This is a genomic window from Photorhabdus kayaii, assembly GCF_025384895.1.
Classification (GTDB): Bacteria; Pseudomonadota; Gammaproteobacteria; order Enterobacterales; family Enterobacteriaceae; genus Photorhabdus; species Photorhabdus kayaii.
The window spans coordinates 56,721-74,150 of the sequence record NZ_JAJAFZ010000015.1 but is presented as its reverse complement, the minus strand read 5'-3'; the positions used below and the strand labels follow the sequence as shown (position 1 = coordinate 74,150).

The window sequence follows — 17,430 nt, the reverse complement described above, 5'->3', positions numbered from 1 at the left end:
CGGGCGGTTTTAAGATGCACTTATTAATATATTAATAAACTACAGGGCGAGTTGTTGCAATATGTTAATGTGTTTGTTAATTTTAATTGTGATCTCAGTAACAATATCTCCCCTAAATTTGTTTTTTATCATTATTAATCAATATATTAATCTTTTTATGGATAAAGTACTTACTTCTTTATTAACCTTTTATTAACCTAATTTTAAGAGTTTATTTTTATTTACTTATTAATATTTTTATGATTTTTTCTTTGTGGTTGACTGAGGGACGTGCTAGTCTTTTTTACTGTGGTTATAGAGTGAGATATACCTTATGGATTTCAAGATGCATCGCGACGGCAAGGGAGCGAATCCCCGGGAGCATAGATAACGATGTGACCGGAGTGAGTGCAGCCAACAAAGAGGCAACTTGAAAGATAACGAGTATAATACTTTCAACAGAGAGTAAATCAGTGATTAACTAAAATAAGAGCCTTCATTACCCATGCATGAATCTCTGACAATTGCATTACTTCAAGCGCGAGAAACCGCGATGGGTTTTTTCCGCCCAATCCTTAAGAGTCATAATTTGACTGAACAGCAGTGGCGTATTATTCGTGTACTGTCTGGTAATCGGTCAATTGATTTTTATGATTTGTCTTGCCAGACCTGCATTCTTCGTCCAAGTTTGACTGGGATATTAACTCGTATGGAGCGTGATGGCTTGATCTTTCGTCTTAAACCGATGAATGACCAGCGCAAACTTTATGTTTCTTTAACACCGGATGGCCAGAAACTTTATGAAAAGGCGAAAGAGCAGGTAGAACAGGGATATCAGGCGATTGAAAAAGCTTTTTCGCCGGAAAAGCTGGTTCAGCTTTCAGCGTTGTTGGAAGAGTTAATTGCTGTTGGTAAGAACTCACTGATAAATACGGAAAAGGATGAGGGTAATGAATAATAGTGAAATTGCTGAGCAGAATCAGCAATTATCAGTTTTATCTATTGAATAATTAGCGTTAATATTTCCTGTGGGTAGATAATAAATTGCCCTCGAAATAGTGTACCTGTTGGGTAATGATGGGTGAGAGTTTCCCGCAACGCTAATGTTATTTCATTATTTTCGAGGGATAGAGCAGTAATTTCAGCCGCTTCAAAACCAAAGAACCGTTTTACTTGTGGATAGAGTGCCTTATACAAACTCTCTTTTACAGAAAAGGCAAGGATAAATGCTTGTTCAAGTGGTAAATGACAATGTTTCAGAAGTTGAATTTCCTTGTCATTCACAATCATTTTTGTGATTTCATCTATATTTTGACGATCGACGATCGCTTCTACATCGACACCAATTAATCGGTTATGAGTTTGCGGTGCAGCCATCACAATTGCACAATGAGATGAATGAGAAACAGAACCGCAAATACCTTCCGGCCAAATTGGAGCGCGATCATTACCGGAGATCAAATTAAATGCTGGTTGCCCTAATTGCGCTAAAAGTTGTCTGGCGCAATAACGTGCTGCCAGATATTCAGCCCGCCGCTTTTTGACGGCTTTAGCTAATGTATCAGGGAAGGGAAAATTTAATTGATTGAACAATTCATCGTGATAATGTGAAAGTTCAAAACGAGCTTGCCAGAAATGCACTTGGGGATGTTTAACAACTGTTCCATACTCGATTTGAGTCATAAATCCGTTGTCATATTCTGGCAGTGATGCTTGATTGGTGTGTATAACTGTCTGTTCCATGTTAATTATCCAGATAAGGAAATACTGTCCAGTTTATACTGAATATCACTCATATTGAACGGTAAAATGTGCTGTAGCGTTAGCTTTTCCGCCTGTTATTCTATCATCGGTTTGGTAATAGCGGGCAGTGAAAGGTAAATTATAACGAGAATTCCTGTCAGAATGACCGACAACAAATGGCTTTCCAACAGGAACGGGCGTTCCCATATATAAGATTTGCACACCAACCCCTTTTGCTGTATTCGCTGCATTAGCTCTGTTTAATTGAATAATACTCTCTGGGGCGCCACTGATTGTTCTTGCTGAAAATGTAATTGTAGGTTCGATTTTTTCTGTACATTCAATGCCGATATTAAAATCAGCATGGCCGGCAGTTGTTCCTTTTCCTTTAAATGAAGAACTATAAACATCATGAAATCTAACGGTTTGATCGCCAGATAGCGCCATGCAACCTTGAGCAGTAACATGATATCTTGTTTTGTTTCTTATGGTTATTAGACGGATGCCGTTCGATGTTTGTAATAGGGAAATTATTCCAGCGTGCAATGATTTTCCCGATTTAATTGCGCCTTCTTTATAGAGATAAACATCAATATCACCGATATCTTTCCAGGTGATTTTTTTCTTTTCTGGCGGGTAATAGATATAACTTCTGCCATCCGTCGTGGGATATTTCATATTATTTAGGTTCCCAGTAGGAGCAACAAAATATAAATAGAGATTCTCTATACCTGTTGTTAGCTTTCCTGTCCCATGCTCCGTATTACCTGACATGCCAGGATAAACACTTTCACCAAAAACCAAATATCCGTTGTCATCACATGAAAAAATAGGATCATTTATATTGAGCCCCATGCTGCTAGCTAATTGTTCAGCACTAAATCTGGCAACATGAATACTTTTAGTATTTAATGTATTTAAGTTTAATTTAAGTGAACTTAAGTCAAAATATACAGTGCCGTTACCCGTTGTGGATTCTGAAATACAAGCAGCATGTATTTTATTGATATTGAAAAGTAAAACAGCAGAAATTAATAATCGTAAACAAGATTTCATATCTATGCCTATTGAGATTTATTCTTAATTACTGACAACGCAATTTACTAATAACACCATTTATTAATAACACAATGAAGCGAGAGTAATGCCATCCGGTATAATTTATTAGTGAAATTAATATGGCAGATTTATTTATAGTCTAAGAGACTATCCCAATAGGCGTAATTGTTGCAGGCCGTTCTTAATAAATAAACAGTGAACACGGACAGTGCGGAAAAACCGGAGCGTACACGTAGTACGTGAGGATTTTGAGCACTACCTAGGTTCGCTCTTTATGGCAAAGAATGGCAAATAAAATAGCCCTATTGGGATAGGTAGTAAATCAGGTTTTAATTCTGCTGCATTATTAACATCACTGAAGAAAATGTCTCTTTTTTCTCATGTTATCGTGATGTTAATAATTTAAGTCAAACTGGATGGTTTGTAAAGCTATTTGTATTCAATTGTGAAATGTATTGTTGCATTAGCTTTTCCGCCGGTTACTTTATCATCTATTTGGTAATAGTGGGCAGTAAGCTGTAAATAATAAAGATCTTTTTGACCTCTCCATTCAGTTATAGTAAGAGGTGTATCCATATAAACAGGATTATTGTTATGTAACAATTGAACACCAATACCTCTGGCGGTTTTTCCCTCGCTGTATTGATGTAGTTTAACAATGCTATTTAGACTTGGGCTCACTACTTCTCCTGTGAACTTAATAGTGGGGATATTTTTATCTTTGCATTGAATGAGAATAGTAAAGCTATTACGAGGGCCAGAAGTAGAGCCTTTCCCTTTAAATAAAGAAGTATTCATCCTTCCAAGTTTTATTTCTGTATAGGGTGTGGATGTCATACAGCTTTGACTGCCAATGATATTGTCCTTGTTATATTTGATATTTATTAATTTTTTACCATCACTTGTTGATAAAGAAGATATCAACCCTTTTTTTAGTATGGAGCCTGATTTGATATCACTCTCTTGAATAAGATTAATTGTTATTTTACCGATATCTCTTAACGTTATTTTTCTATTGATGCCATCATGAGAGTTACCCTTCCCATCTCCATCATAAGATATAGAAAAATATAAATTATCTACACTGGTTTTTATCCTACCACTCTCGTTAGAGAACCCTATTCTACCTGATGTTGTTGCGAAAGATATATTTTCATTATTATCACAGCTAGCAATGGGGGAATCGGCTTTAATTCCTATTTTGTTAGCCAGCTCCATAGGACCATATTCAGCGATGATAATAGATCTTCGATTATTAAAGTCTGCATTGATAATTTCGTTTATCTCAACATTTAAATCAATCGCTTTAAAATCTCTGTGTAATTTACATGAGGCAATTGATCTTGTAACATTGAATAATGTTAGTAACAATATTGCCAATATAACTAATTTATTTTTCATACTTTCCCTGAATAAATACTACTTTAATCACCGACAACGCAATGAAGTCAGAATAATACCATTAATTTTCTGATATAATTTACTATCGAATTGAATATGACAGCTTTGTTTATCGCCTAAATCGGCTGTTAATTTTGCTGTGTCACTCACACCACTTAGGAAAACTTCTCCCTTTTCATTCACCATACCATTGACACCATTTGGGCCCGTGATTACTGTGCCGAATGGAAGTTTCTTACCGTTATGTTGTAAATTTAAAAATACTCGATGACCGACACGAATAGAATAATCCGCCAATACCAATGCCCCCTTGGTTGGAATGACCTTAGTGGTTGGATTATCAATATCTACGTCATCACCGAATGTATTGGTATCAAGGGATAACATATTTTCCCGATATTGCGATATATAAGGCACAATGGTATATCCCCGCCAATCTGTACTGATAGCGCTATTATTCAGTACATTGGCATTGGTTGCCCCGGGGGCACGAATTAAGGCACTGGCGCCGCTTTCGCTAATATTTTGCGCGAGGGTAACTCCATAGGGATGGGCAATAATGGCGCCCTCTAATCCATAATTAACCCGCTGATTTTTTCTATGATCAGTGGTATAGCCTACATTAATTGAACCATATGAACCTCTGTAATATAGACTGGCGGCATTACCTGATTGTTTTTCTTTCTCTGATTTTTCGTAGCTGTAATCCTGAGAAATACTATAGTTCAGATTCTGTTGTTCCAGTAAAGAGCCGGATAATGTCATTGAGTGCTGGCTGCTACCGTTGATGTTATAAGCGGTATCATAATCTACCGATGCACTGTGATTATCTGATGGCAGCCATTTATCCAGAGGAATACTGATATTGAATGAAAACACTTGATCGTTATTAATACTTGAGCGATTACGATGGTAATTATAGCTTAATGATAAAGCGATATCATGAATATTGGTGTTATAGGACATAGAATATGACTGATTCTTACGGGTTTTATCTTGCCAGTAATCTTGCTGCCAAGCCGATAATGAAAAGCTGCCATATTGTCCTAAGCTTTGGCCCATCATTATTTGCATCCGGTTTTTAGGCGCGCTATTTCTGTTATTATCAGCAAATGGGTGATTATTATTGGCATCGCTAAAGCTGTAATAACCATTGGTATTGTAGCGATAACCCGCTAATGTCACTGTTGTATTAGTTTCAGTAAAACCTTTACTGTAGCGTATCTGATAAGATTGTCCGCTTTTCTTTTCTCCATTTGGGAAATGAGTTGCTGCATTGGTGACATCGATTGAAACCGCGCCAATTTTTCCCAGATTATGCCCTAAACCTAATGCATGACTTTGATAGTCAGAAGAAACAATGATTCCACCATAAATGGTGGTGCTATCCCATAACCCGTAAATAGCTTCTGTCTGAATAAATCTTTTTTTGCTGGCCTGTTTGCCACCGCTGAATTTACCGATATTAGCAAAATATTTTATTTGGCCGGTACGGATCATCAATGGTGAGGCAGCAAAAGGTTGAGTAAATTTTCTGACATTGCCATTTTCTTCATAAATGGATATTTCCAGATCACCATTCAGGTTACTGGGGTAAATATCGGTAATTTCAAAGGCGCCAGGTGGAACAAAAGTCTGATAAATAATATTATCTTTCTGGTGCACTTCTATTCTTGCGTGAGTCATCGCAATACCGCGGACAACAGGCGAAAACCCTTGTTGGCTATCTGGCAACATTTGGCTATCAGACATCAATTTAATGCCATTAAAAGTGAAACTATCGAATACCATGCTATCGGTGGATGTTTCACCCAATACCAGCCGAGATCTTAATGAGCGAATATCCCGTTCAGCATAGGCTTTAAGCGATTGCCATTCAGATGTTGTACCCGTATGGTTGTAGTAACTATTATGACGAATTCGCCACGGACCTAAATTAAAGCCACTACGTAAATTCAGATATTGATTCTGTTCACTTTGATTTTTATTCCAGGATTGCATTCCTGTCAGATGATAATTGGTGAAAAACATAGGCAGACCATCATCCCACTGATCAGGAGAAATATCTCCCCTGATTTGCGATTGCATGGCCGCTTGCGGAAAATTCAACATTAGTGTAAGAGCACTTAAATCCAGTTCTGCTGATGCCTGTTTAATATATTTCTCCGGTTGAGAAATGATTTCTTGTTCAGCAAGGGAGGCTAATTCTGGGAAGCTTGCTATTTTTACCCCGATTTCTTTCAGTAAACTGATAGATAATTCAGGGCAAAGTTTCTCACCACAGTCAATAAAGGATAGGCTTTTAATGCCGATATCCTTTTTATTGACGATAACGTTAACTTTATAGACGCCTGGAATATAGGAGTCCGTTTTTGCCAGACTTTCCAGATTAATATTTTCTCTGTCTTCGTCTGATAATTGTAATGCATTGATATCGAAATACAGCTCTGCATATGCTGGCAACGATAAACAACAAATCATTAAAGCAAAACTGATTATTCTTTTCACAATACACTCATCAGACAATATTATCAGAAATTAAACTGGCGCTCTTCTGTTGTGCCACCGTAATCATTGATAGCAGTCAGAGTCACGCTTTTTATGCCATTTTTGGCTGAAAATACCTTATGACTAAAAGGGGGAATAAATCCGGGTTTAGGTATTAATGTTCCGTCAATTTTCATCTCATTAAGATTAATATAATAAGCCGTGGGGTTAGTTAATTGAACGCCACTGGCATTACGTGATGCTGACAAACGATTAATGGCATCATTAGCATCGTTATCAGATAACCCTGATGGACGATAAATTAATTTGATAATGTTTTTTATCGTGATGATCATCTTACTATTGTCATTTTTTTCGACAGCCGGAATCGCATTGACATTAAGTAAAAATATCGATTCCCGATCCGCTGGCAGATGATTACCGATATATGAAACACGGATCTGGTGTTCGCTCTCTTTCGACATTTTAAACAATGGCGGTGTAATAACGAACGGTACTTTATTTTGACTGTTATCGATATTATCTACCCACGATTGTACAAGATAAGGTCTTTCTGTATCCGAGTTGGTGATAGAAATAGTGGCTTCTTTTTGTGAGCCATTATAGATCAGGCGAGTTCCGCCTAAAGTAATCCCTGCTTGTACTTGTCCCATAAAAAAGACAAACAAAAAGGGAGTAATAAAGCGAAGCATTTTTACTCCTTTGGTTATAAAAATGTTTAATTATATTAAAGATGTTTATTCAATGATTATGGATATATGATTGTGAATTTGATATCTTTATTTATCTTATTTGGTGTAATACTAGTACTTGTCGAAACTAGTTTTGCTATGAATTGCATATCGGTATCAGTATTTTTTGTTGCTGTTACAAGTCCTGTAGCATATTCTTTTGGTCTTATTTCAGTTGTACCATCTGCTCTGAATATTTTAATACCTACACCAGAAACTCCTGAACTGAAAACATTATTATTATTGGCATCACGATCCCCATCAAAAAGGATACCTAGGTTTCCTGCTACCTGACAGTTTTGTAAGGATATAGAAAAATTTTTACTTACAGCAACTGTATCTACAGCATTTCCAAATGCGCTTTTTGACAACGAGCCGAAATTTACTTCAACTTCTTTACCTGCTATTCCTGCGGCTACTGTACACCCTTCATTAATAATAGTACCTCGGAATTTAATTGTTCCATCATAAGATAACGCACTGAAACTACTGAAAACTGCTAATACCGTCACTAAAGAAGCCAAAATAAAATTCTTTTTCATTTAAAAATACCTTACCTTAATAAATATGTGTTTTAGTCTTGTCTATACAATAAAAATATATATCTAACCATTAGGATAGTTTAATGGTTGATAATATCATTAAAGTCATTTTTATCATGATATAGAATGCAATCGCATTTTTAACCATTCCTTTAGTTTATCCTAATTTAGTCATTTTTTCTCACCATGTTATAGTCTGCTCATATATATTCATATTATTGATAATAATGTCTGATATTAATTGTTTTTCAGACAAGAATTATTTTATTCTCTAAAATATCATCTATTGTTGCAAATCTAAATCTAAATCTAAATCTAAATCTAAATCTAAATCTAAATCTAAATCTATTCGTGTTGTTAATAATGATTCTTATTTTTATTAAGATGTCTAAAATCCTACGACACGATAAGCCCTGTGTTAATAGCAAAGTTCTTTTAATGTATTGCTAATAACGTAGTGAAAAGTACTTACAGGCAAGGTACGTAGCACATATGGATAAATTCATCTTCACTATTTTTATTGAAATGGAAATTCAATAGCGATATTAAAAAAAGTAGTCTATAGCTACTCAACGCACTAGTATCTTACTCAAAGAAAGTGAATATTCTGATTGGGCAAACCGTAATATGTAATGCCATCGCATTAATGATATTAATACGATCGGATAAAATGCCATCCTAACCACAGTTAAGATAACGAAAATTTCTTCTTATTTTTCTTAGAACCTTAAGTTGATTTCCAATTCAGAGTTTCGTCTTTGCTTTAGTTTTATTCTCACTCGATGGAAAACAGTATTAACTAAAATATGATCTTTTTCAACAATTTAAACAAAAAAATAGTATTTTTTTTGCAATTAATTAAAATTTCTTTCTATTTCATTGTGTTATAAAATTAAATTAATCGATTGATTGAGTTAATTTAATCAAGAAATAATAATGATGTTTATTTAATGTCTTATTTTTCATCGTGATATAAATTAGACAAATTGATTCATTTTTGTCTTATTATTAATTCGGATATTCTATTGCTATCGATGTGGCTGTATACTTCATCGTCAAAATCATTAATCACAGTTTTAGTCATGGAAGAAATTAATTGAGTTGGAACCGCGGCGTTAACAGATGTCATCTATGTGGTGTATACATATACATTTAGCGTATTCGATAAATAGATGGATCTCTGCTATGGGAAATTTATATTGTAAATATTTAATTAATGGTTGGGTGCAAATTAAATCACCAAGGCCATTACGGCGTAAAATTGCAATTTTCATATGTTGTTAACTAACATATGGGCAAATAGTGCTAATAATATTGTCACTTTCGATACCGTGAAGTGGTCATGGTAACTTTTGTATCCGTAAATTGCATACCGTAATTAATACGGAACTCCCTGAGACAGAGATCACAATTCAGCTTGAATATCCCATTCCTGTCAGATTGATCTCAATCTGGCTATTTTTGCCCATCCCCCGATAGGCTTCAAAGTTGATGAGGAAAAAAATGGGTACTCAGTTAGCGCTAAGATTTTAATACTCTTTTGCCGTGTTCCCTGAGTTCCCCATCTGGTCCTACATACTTATAGAGAGCTTGTCTGCTAATCCCAAGCTCTTCACATAATTCAGATACGCTACAATCTCTACTCTTCATGGAAGCTTGTGCCAGGCGAACCTGAGATTTTGTAAGTTTAAAAGAACGTCCACCTTCACGTCCTCTTGCTCTGGCCGCTGCCAGCCCTGCTTTTGTTCGTTCACTGATCAACTCCCGTTCAAATTCGGCCAGCGCGGCAAAAATCCCAAAGACCAATTTGCCACTGGCCGTCTTCGTATCAATTTCTGCACCTTGCCCGGTCAGGACCTTAAATCCGATTTTTCGATCCGCAAGATCATGGATAGTATTCACCAGATGTTTTAAGCTTCGGCCAAGCCTGTCAAGCTTCCATACCATTAACACATCGCCAGGCCTAAGGGCTTTCAAACAGGCATCCAATCCAGGACGTTTGTCTGACTTCCCTGATATTTCATCCTGATAAATGTTTTCTTTATTAACACCGGCAGCAAGTAAAGCATCCAGTTGGAGATCCTGCACCTGACTTCCATCAGATTTGGAGACACGGGTATACCCAATTCGCATGAACGACCTATTTTAATTGTTTAAGTTTTTCAATGGATTTGTTTTCTATCAGGATCTTCATTTGACTGACCGCAACGCGATTCAGCTTTTGGAACCTGTCGTTTGCAGAGAAGCCTTGCTCGATAAGTTCAGCATTGAAGCTTTCTAAATTAGATAACACGACAAGCTGTTCCAGTGTGGCATAGTCCCGTATATTGCCTTTTAGTTCCGGGTTCTCTTTACGCCAGTCGCTGGCTGTCTTGCCAAACAAAGCCAGATTCAATATATCGGCCTCATTAGCGTAAGCAAAGTTTCTTGCTTTTGGGTTAAGCTCCAGGGCGGGAATAATGTTCGTTTTTATTGACTCTGTATGAATATGATAGTTGACCTTGGCCAAAGTGCGCGAAACATTCCATTCCAGATTTTTCTGTTCATTTTCTGCTTGTTTGAGCCGTTGGAATTCTTTTAATAGATAGAGCTTAAACTCCGCGCTGATCCAGGAAGCAAACTCAAAAGCAATATCCCGATGCGCATAAGTTCCGCCATATCTGCCCGCTTTCGAGATGATCCCGATTGCATTGGTGGTTGTGATCCAGCGTTTTGGCGTGAGAGAGAAACTGTTTGCGCCCGCTTCATGTTTAAACCCATCGAATTCGATGGAATTAAAATCGGGATTATGGAGCTGTTCCCACAAACCGATAAACTCAATGGTACTGCGGTTTCTCATCCAGTTTTGCAGAATGTAATCACCGCGGTCGCCATCTTTGTACTTAGCGATGTCAGATAGCGATATATAGTCATCTTGTTTGTCGGAAAAGACAGAGACTTTTATACCCCGAACATCAATTTTTTGCGCCATAAACCTTTCTTCTCGCTTTTGGTGTGTCAGTTAAACGAAGGTTTAAATGACAGCCTTGTTTTAGCCTAAATACGGATGGAAAGATGTAATATAAACTGTATATAAATCTATGTCTATTAAAGGTAGAAAGAAAAAGATAAAGTGACATATTCAATGTCACCCTGCCATATTAAGAATTAAAAAAATGAATACCAATAAAAAGCGCCTGACTATACTGACTCAACCTGAAATTCAGGACTATTTTGGCCTGCCTCGATTTACTTTGGAGGAACGAGAATACTATTTCACCTTATCCGATACGGAGCATCAGATAATATCGCAAGATTGGTCTGTTAACTCCAGGGTGAACTTCATTCTTATGCTTGGGTATTTTAAATCCAGGAAAATATTCTTTACCTACACGCTGGAAGGTGTCATCACGGATATTTCTTATATTCTGGCTTGCCATTTCCCTGATCATTCTGCCGCCAATATAAAAGTTCCAGGCAAGACGACCCGGATACAACTGCAAAGACTTATTTGCCAGCATCTGAATTATCAACGCTATGGCAGTGTCATGGCAGAACAATTAGCTGAACTGGCCGCACGGGTTGTTAAAAGGTCAGCTAATCCTGGGTTTATCTTGCGGGCTTTGTTAAGTCACCTCAATAAAAATCAGATCATTACCCCTGCGTACAGTACCCAACTAAAAAAGGCACTAAGGGACTTTAGTTATACCGAAATTGTCAGAGAATCCACCTGGGTAAAGCAACTCAGTCCCCTTTATGAATTTGCCTGTCAGTGGTTACCCTCACTTTGCATATCAAATGAAAGCATCCGCTATTATGCAACACTGATTGAATATTATTCAGTTTATAAGCTTCGGCGATTTGACCCTTTGATCGCTTATTTTTATCTTCTTTGCTACACCTACCATCGAACGCACGTCATCAATGACAATCTGGTCGAAGCCTTTATTGGCCATGTCCGCCAGTATGAAGAAGCCGCTAAACTGTTTGCTAAAGATAGGGTGTATAAAAGGAAGTCTCAAGCGAATGAGGATATCAAGGCCACAGGCAAAATATTGGGCTTTTTCTTGAACCCCGATATCACTGACAATGTCTCTTTTGGTGAGATACGAGCCAAAGCATTTCAGGTGTTGAACAGGGAAAAAATGGAGATAGTGACCCTCTTTATCGGGTCATCAGGCTTTGATGAAGAGGAGTTTCATTGGCAACACTTGGAGACCTTATCGGCCGCCTTTAAAAAGAATTTGCGTCAAATTATCCGGGTACTGGACTTTAGTAGTCATACCGATGAGTCAGGACTTCTTGAAGCCGCAATTTTTGTCCAGACTTGTCTTAGGGATGGAAAAATCACCTCAACTCATTCCTGATCGATATGAATTTGCCGTATACAGGATGCTTAAAATAGCCTTTGAATCAGGGGACATTTTTAACCAGAACACCACTAAATATCGAAGTTTTACAGACGACTTAATTCCCATGAACAGGTGGAAAGCCGACAAACAAAATGTCCTGAATGACCTAGATCTGCCCGTATTGCAAAGACCAATATCCCAAACTTTGCAAGAACTTAAAGATGAACTTGAAGAAAAACTAAAACATGTAAATCAAAGGATCATCAACCGAAAAAATAAGGACGTTAAATTTAACAATTACCGTAAAGGCCGTACAGTTAACTGGACTCTGCCTTATAAAAAGGAAGAAGACGAAGATAATCATCATTTTTATCATCTTGTGCCAACGATCAGCATCACTAATTTATTAAGCTATGTGGACAAAAAGACAGGATTCTTAGCGGGTTTCAATCATGTTTTAGGCAGATATACTAAAGGCAACCAGGATAAAAAGTCACTTATTGCCTGTATTATTGCTCTTGGCACCAATATGAGCCTGGGCAGGATGGGAGAGATTTCTGACATAAGTCATTAGGTGCTACAAACGACATATCAAAACTTCTTCCGATTGGAAACGTTAAGGGAGTCCAATGATATTGTCGCTAATGCGACCGCCAAATTATCTATTTTCCGACACTACGATATTGAGCCGGATGTGATCCACTCCAGCAGTGATGGGCAACGGTTTGAAACCCAAAGAAATACAGCCAATGCAAGATATGCACCAAAATACTTCGGTCTTAAAAAAGGAATTTCAGCGTTAACACTGGTCGGTAACCATGTGCCAATCAATGCAAAAGTAATAGGCACCCACGAGCACGAGAGTTATTTTGTGTTCGACCTCCTTTACAATAATACGACAGAGATAGATCCCGATCGCCATTCTGTAGATACCCACGGCACTAATCAGGTTAATTTTTGGATTTTATACGCGTTTGGCTATCAGTTTGCCCCACGTTACAAAAATTTTCCAACAAAAACAGAGGGTATCATTGGGTTTGAGCCAACCGGGAAATACAGTGAAGAGTTCCTTATTAAACCTATTCGTAAAGTGAATGAAGAACGGATTATCGAAGAGTGGCCAAATATTCAACATATAATGGCTTCTCTTGGTCAGAAGGAAACGACGCAATCATCCATTGTTAGGAAATTAAGCTCTTATGCCCGACAAAATAAAACAAAAAAAGCGTTGTGGGAGCTGGATAATATTATAAGAAGCATCTATATGCTTGACTATATTGATAATAAATCCCTGCGCCAATATGTTGCCAAAGCATTAAACCGTGGTGAAGCTTACCACCGATTGAAAAAAGCGATAGCGCATGTCAACGGGGGCAAAATGAATGTAAAAAGTGAAAATGAACAACATATTATCCACGAATGTACCAGACTCATGGCCAATGCAATTATTTATTTTAACGCAGAACTCTTGTCCAGTTTGCTTGAGAGAGGTGATCCTGACGGTTTATTTGAGATGGGACGACTGGGTAAAATATCGCCAGTGGCGTGGCAACACATTAATTTCTACGGTCGATTTGAGTTTAATGACATAGCAACAACATTTAGCGTTGGTGAGTTCGTCAAGTCGGTTGACCTGGCGACATTATTTACAGATTAAAGTCATAAACAGTGGAAGGGCTTGAAAAGTAACTTTGAACCCTATCGGGGGATGGGCAAAAATAGCCAATATACCGGATTAATATCTCGATGCTTTTGGGGTTTTATATTTCCTCCGCATCGGATGAAAATTTACGGCGATTTTTATTCATTCCGTACCCTACATTGATAGCGATTAATTAGCTATTTTATGTGATATTTATCACATTTTTTATGTTCATATGATAAATATCGTGATCTTGTGGTCATAATATTTAGAGAGCGAAATTCTCTGTTATTTGTCTCCACTCCATCCTACTCAGCTGGACGCGGTCTATTGTTCTCTCTAACGCCACGTATTAAATGATGGCTATTTTACGCTGTCATTTTTTTACCGCGGAACAGACCGCCGCTATTTAAAAGAGCCGCATGTCATGGCTCGTTTAATGGCTTCTTGCGTTATCCCCGTTTCAGGATAATGGCTCAATTATGTAGGGTTTCAAATATGGATGGATTAGTTTTCACCTGCCGAATTGGCGCACTGCCCCAAACCACCTTTCAGGTATCACAATTTACTTTACAGGAAGAGCTGTCACAGCTTTATCGCCTGACGTTAAAGGTGGTGAGCTCACGTGATGACATTCCCCTGAATGAACAGCTGGGGGACAGCGCGTCACTGACCATTACCCGCAATGGCGTCATCGAACGGACCATTAATGGGTTGATAACCGGGGCTGAACAGGGTAATACCGATGGTCGTAGCACTTTTTATATTTTCACTGCCCGCCCCACAATGTGGCTGATGACGCTCAATCAGGATAGCCGTATTTTCCATCGGAAGTCCGTACCGGAAATCTTAACGATCCTGCTTAAAGAGCATCGTATTTTATTTGCCTGCGATACGCTCTATAAACGCCATGTCGAACGGGAATACACCACGCAAAAACGCGAATCCGCCTTCAGATTACTTTGCCCAGCTAAGATCACAACTGGCCGCGTTTACCTTCCTCAATGGCGATGGGCTGACCGTTTCCCGTCTGGGTCTCTCAATTACCCTGTTTTTTAAACAGGGTTACACCCAGGAGAAAAAGCAAAGCATTCTGGCCTGTTATCGCCGCTTTCGCGAAGAGTTTGGTACCTACCTGCGTTTTCACCGTCATGAGCTGGAAGGGCTAAAAAAATATTCACCGGAAAATATTGCTAAAGTGGAAGAAGGCATTCTTAATCAGAAAAAAAACCAGTTTTCTGGTTGGGTGGTCAGTGATGCCAAAAATGAAGATGAGGCACCTCGCTATCTGATGCGTTATCTGGATTCTCGGGAAATAAGCGGTGATAACGGCAGTTCTTACCTAAGCCTGACACTGCCTTGGGATTACTTAAAAGAACAAGACGGCATGGCTCGTTTTATGGCCTGGCTGGATTTTTTATGTGAACAACTCGAACCGGACAGTGGGGACTGTGGCTACTGTCTGGTCTTACCCAACGACTTCTATGACTACTTTCCTTTAGAGTATCAACTGGCGCAACGTTATCCTTCCTTACAAGTGAACTCCGCAGTGTTCACAGCTAAATTACAGTATGAACACTCCATCCGTGGCATTAACTGGATCACCCTGTTGTCCAAACGCTTTGTAGAACGGTTGGGGGGGGAATTATGGATACGGCAAATGCTGGCCCGCCCCCGCTACCCGGATGTGGTGATTACGCCTTATTCCAATGGCCTGATAATCCGTGCAGGTGAATACCCGGACTTAACACCACTGCCGGGCAGTGTCCCGGAGAGTTATTTTGCCATTAACCAACTGATACGTCCGATACGAGTCATTCCCCGTGAAGGCCATTCATTGCACTTCTATGGTGAGGGTCATTTTAATTCAACTTCCACCTTGGCTTGGTATGCCCGTTATGACCGGGGACCGCTGCAAGTGACTCCTCTGAGAGGTAACCACCCTGCACTGGTCAGCGGGATCTGGCGAACCGATAGCCTGCCTGACAAACAGTACTTCTTTGCTCAGGGGGCGATGTCTTTTGATGTTCCAGGTACAAAACCGGGCACAACCCTCTGGCATCTGGTACGGGAAGCGGAAAACAGAGAGGCATAAAAGGACGAGAAGCAGTACTCACTCACCCCGGTCACATAATTCGCTATGCTCCCGGGGATTCACTCCCTTGCCGTCGCGATGCATCTTGAAATCCATAGGGTATAGAGCATCTAGAATTTAGTAGCTTTGAACATGGCAAAAGGTGGGTAACATCGTAAATCTCCAGTATCCTCTAAAGCATCCGCGTCATGGTGTTCAAAAAGCTCAATAGTTTTGAACCCGGCCTTGTTCAAGACTTCATAATATGTATCTTTATGCCAATGCGTATCTGAAATCTTAAAAATAGTTCCATTTGGCAGCTCTAAATACACTGGCTTGATTTCTCCATCATTGTATTTTTTATTTAGATCGCCGCTCATAAAAGATCTGAATTTAATCCCACAAGAATCTGGATTAGTATCCAATACATAAAAAATACCACCAGGTTTTAATGTTCTATGCACTTCCTTGGCGATTTTTAAAAGATCAGACTTTTTATTGCTACCGATGAACACGTAACAACATATAGCTGCGTCGAAAGTATTATCATTGAAGTTAAGGACACCAGTTTTGATTTGATGATAAGAGCTATTGCCGCGATTGATATTGCTGGCGGCTTTGTCCACCATAGTTTGTGAGATATCTACTCCCGTTACCGTTTTTATGCCTCCAGCAATTAGCCGACGTGACACTTTCCCACCACCACAACCGTAATCAAGAACCGATATGTTTTGCCCCAAGCTCTCCTTAAGGTTCTCAATCAACGGTGTGTACCCAAGTCTCTCTTCCAAATAATCATCATATTGATCGAATAAGTTTGAAACCTCTTCATTCATCCAGTCAGTATTCATTTGTCATCTCATATTCATATATGTGTAGTAATAACCAAAAATTGCTCTTTAAAGTCCTTCGGACTTTTCGCCTTATATCCCTGTCCGCATTGGACGAGAGTTTACGGCGGTTTTTGCTAAGAAAAAACATAACTGAGTTAAATAAAAGGTCTAATAGAACCTAAAATAATAAATTGGTTTTTGCAATACCTAAATCATATTTAGCAATATTGCTTTTTCTTTAAATTGATCACCCTCCTCCAGAACCCCATTGTGAAAAAAATTCAATATCAAAATGACACAAATACAACTATGTGTATATGAGTATTATCTATATATTGAGTCCAATCACAATATTCATTTTTTTACAGCAAGTTTCTTGTATATATACTCAATCAACTTGAATCCTGCATTTTAAGATGCATCGCAACGGTAAGGGAGCGAATCCCCGGGAGCATAGATAACTATGTGACCGGGGTGAGTGAGTCCGATTGCCTACTATAAAATATCAACCCTCTTCTTTTTTATAGCAGGCAATATGTAACAAATGCAATTATTTCATTACGTTATTGTCAATAAATTATATTACT

13 protein-coding genes and 1 pseudogene are annotated in these 17,430 nt (G+C 38.4%); 5 read left to right on the top strand and 9 right to left on the bottom strand.

Annotated elements, in window-relative coordinates; all coding sequences use genetic code 11:
* The first annotated feature begins 484 nt into the window (after positions 1–484).
* Positions 485–937, top strand: a complete 453-nt coding sequence (gene hpaR / locus LGZ98_RS08200) for a homoprotocatechuate degradation operon regulator HpaR (RefSeq protein ID WP_113042113.1) — start codon at positions 485–487, stop codon at positions 935–937.
* A gap of 41 nt (positions 938–978) precedes the next feature.
* On the opposite strand, the gene LGZ98_RS08195 is transcribed toward hpaR, so the two are convergent.
* The 8 genes from LGZ98_RS08195 to LGZ98_RS08160 all read right to left on the bottom strand — a co-directional run bounded on the left by LGZ98_RS08195 (position 979) and on the right by LGZ98_RS08160 (position 10,934).
* Positions 979–1,722: a 4'-phosphopantetheinyl transferase family protein gene (locus LGZ98_RS08195; RefSeq protein WP_262977943.1), complete on the bottom strand. Its 744-nt coding sequence runs from the start codon at positions 1,720–1,722 to the stop codon at positions 979–981.
* Between the two features lie 45 nt (positions 1,723–1,767).
* A complete protein-coding gene (locus LGZ98_RS08190; protein WP_113042115.1) occupies positions 1,768–2,778 on the bottom strand; it encodes a fimbrial protein in 1,011 nt (336 codons plus the stop codon).
* A 432-nt stretch (positions 2,779–3,210) separates the two neighbouring features.
* Entirely contained in the window at positions 3,211–4,182 is a 972-nt protein-coding gene (locus tag LGZ98_RS08185; RefSeq protein ID WP_262977942.1) for a fimbrial protein, read from the bottom strand.
* Between the two features lie 27 nt (positions 4,183–4,209).
* Positions 4,210–6,690 (bottom strand): fimbria/pilus outer membrane usher protein, encoded by a 2,481-nt coding sequence (locus tag LGZ98_RS08180; protein ID WP_262977941.1) that lies wholly within the window; start codon positions 6,688–6,690, stop codon positions 4,210–4,212.
* Positions 6,691–6,713: 23 nt separating this feature from the next.
* The gene (locus LGZ98_RS08175; RefSeq protein WP_262977940.1) at positions 6,714–7,382 is read right to left on the bottom strand and encodes a fimbrial biogenesis chaperone; all 669 of its coding nucleotides are present in this window, start codon (positions 7,380–7,382) and stop codon (positions 6,714–6,716) included.
* Positions 7,383–7,438: 56 nt separating this feature from the next.
* The gene (locus tag LGZ98_RS08170) at positions 7,439–7,963 is read right to left on the bottom strand and encodes a fimbrial protein (protein WP_228901720.1); all 525 of its coding nucleotides are present in this window, start codon (positions 7,961–7,963) and stop codon (positions 7,439–7,441) included.
* Between the two features lie 1,521 nt (positions 7,964–9,484).
* Positions 9,485–10,096 carry a recombinase family protein gene (locus tag LGZ98_RS08165; protein ID WP_262977939.1) on the bottom strand — a complete coding sequence of 204 codons (612 nt, stop codon included), beginning with the start codon at positions 10,094–10,096 and terminating at the stop codon, positions 9,485–9,487.
* Between the two features lie 7 nt (positions 10,097–10,103).
* Positions 10,104–10,934 carry a KilA-N domain-containing protein gene (locus LGZ98_RS08160; RefSeq protein ID WP_113042121.1) on the bottom strand — a complete coding sequence of 277 codons (831 nt, stop codon included), beginning with the start codon at positions 10,932–10,934 and terminating at the stop codon, positions 10,104–10,106.
* Positions 10,935–11,118: 184 nt separating this feature from the next.
* On the opposite strand from LGZ98_RS08160, the gene LGZ98_RS08155 reads away from it, so the two are divergent.
* The 4 genes and pseudogenes from LGZ98_RS08155 (at position 11,119) to LGZ98_RS08140 (ending at position 16,031) form a co-directional block, all read left to right on the top strand.
* Complete coding sequence (locus tag LGZ98_RS08155) at positions 11,119–12,309, top strand: DUF4158 domain-containing protein (protein ID WP_262977938.1); 1,191 nt, start codon at positions 11,119–11,121, stop codon at positions 12,307–12,309.
* Positions 12,230–13,951 (top strand): annotated as a pseudogene (locus tag LGZ98_RS08150) (Tn3 family transposase). The gene LGZ98_RS08155 and the pseudogene LGZ98_RS08150 overlap by 80 nt, the downstream one beginning before the upstream one ends.
* A 483-nt stretch (positions 13,952–14,434) precedes the next feature.
* Entirely contained in the window at positions 14,435–14,995 is a 561-nt protein-coding gene (locus LGZ98_RS08145; protein ID WP_390904657.1) for a contractile injection system protein, VgrG/Pvc8 family, read from the top strand.
* Positions 14,919–16,031: a DUF3396 domain-containing protein gene (locus LGZ98_RS08140; protein ID WP_390904658.1), complete on the top strand. Its 1,113-nt coding sequence runs from the start codon at positions 14,919–14,921 to the stop codon at positions 16,029–16,031. Before LGZ98_RS08145 ends, LGZ98_RS08140 begins: the two co-directional genes overlap by 77 nt.
* Positions 16,032–16,141: 110 nt before the next feature.
* Here LGZ98_RS08140 and LGZ98_RS08135 read toward each other — a convergent pair whose 3' ends face one another.
* Positions 16,142–16,861, bottom strand: a complete 720-nt coding sequence (locus tag LGZ98_RS08135; protein WP_113042125.1) for a class I SAM-dependent methyltransferase — start codon at positions 16,859–16,861, stop codon at positions 16,142–16,144.
* Positions 16,862–17,430 lie beyond the last annotated feature (569 nt).

Coding starts and splice junctions, on each gene's coding strand:
- LGZ98_RS08160 (WP_113042121.1), bottom strand. CDS start 10,934: ATGGCGCAAAAAATTGATGTTCGGGGTATAAAAGTCTCTGTCTTTTCC.
- LGZ98_RS08190 (WP_113042115.1), bottom strand. CDS start 2,778: ATGAAATCTTGTTTACGATTATTAATTTCTGCTGTTTTACTTTTCAAT.
- LGZ98_RS08155 (WP_262977938.1), top strand. CDS start 11,119: ATGAATACCAATAAAAAGCGCCTGACTATACTGACTCAACCTGAAATT.
- LGZ98_RS08175 (WP_262977940.1), bottom strand. CDS start 7,382: ATGCTTCGCTTTATTACTCCCTTTTTGTTTGTCTTTTTTATGGGACAA.
- hpaR (WP_113042113.1), top strand. CDS start 485: ATGCATGAATCTCTGACAATTGCATTACTTCAAGCGCGAGAAACCGCG.
- LGZ98_RS08170 (WP_228901720.1), bottom strand. CDS start 7,963: ATGAAAAAGAATTTTATTTTGGCTTCTTTAGTGACGGTATTAGCAGTT.
- LGZ98_RS08165 (WP_262977939.1), bottom strand. CDS start 10,096: ATGCGAATTGGGTATACCCGTGTCTCCAAATCTGATGGAAGTCAGGTG.
- LGZ98_RS08135 (WP_113042125.1), bottom strand. CDS start 16,861: ATGAATACTGACTGGATGAATGAAGAGGTTTCAAACTTATTCGATCAA.
- LGZ98_RS08185 (WP_262977942.1), bottom strand. CDS start 4,182: ATGAAAAATAAATTAGTTATATTGGCAATATTGTTACTAACATTATTC.
- LGZ98_RS08145 (WP_390904657.1), top strand. CDS start 14,435: ATGGATGGATTAGTTTTCACCTGCCGAATTGGCGCACTGCCCCAAACC.
- LGZ98_RS08195 (WP_262977943.1), bottom strand. CDS start 1,722: ATGGAACAGACAGTTATACACACCAATCAAGCATCACTGCCAGAATAT.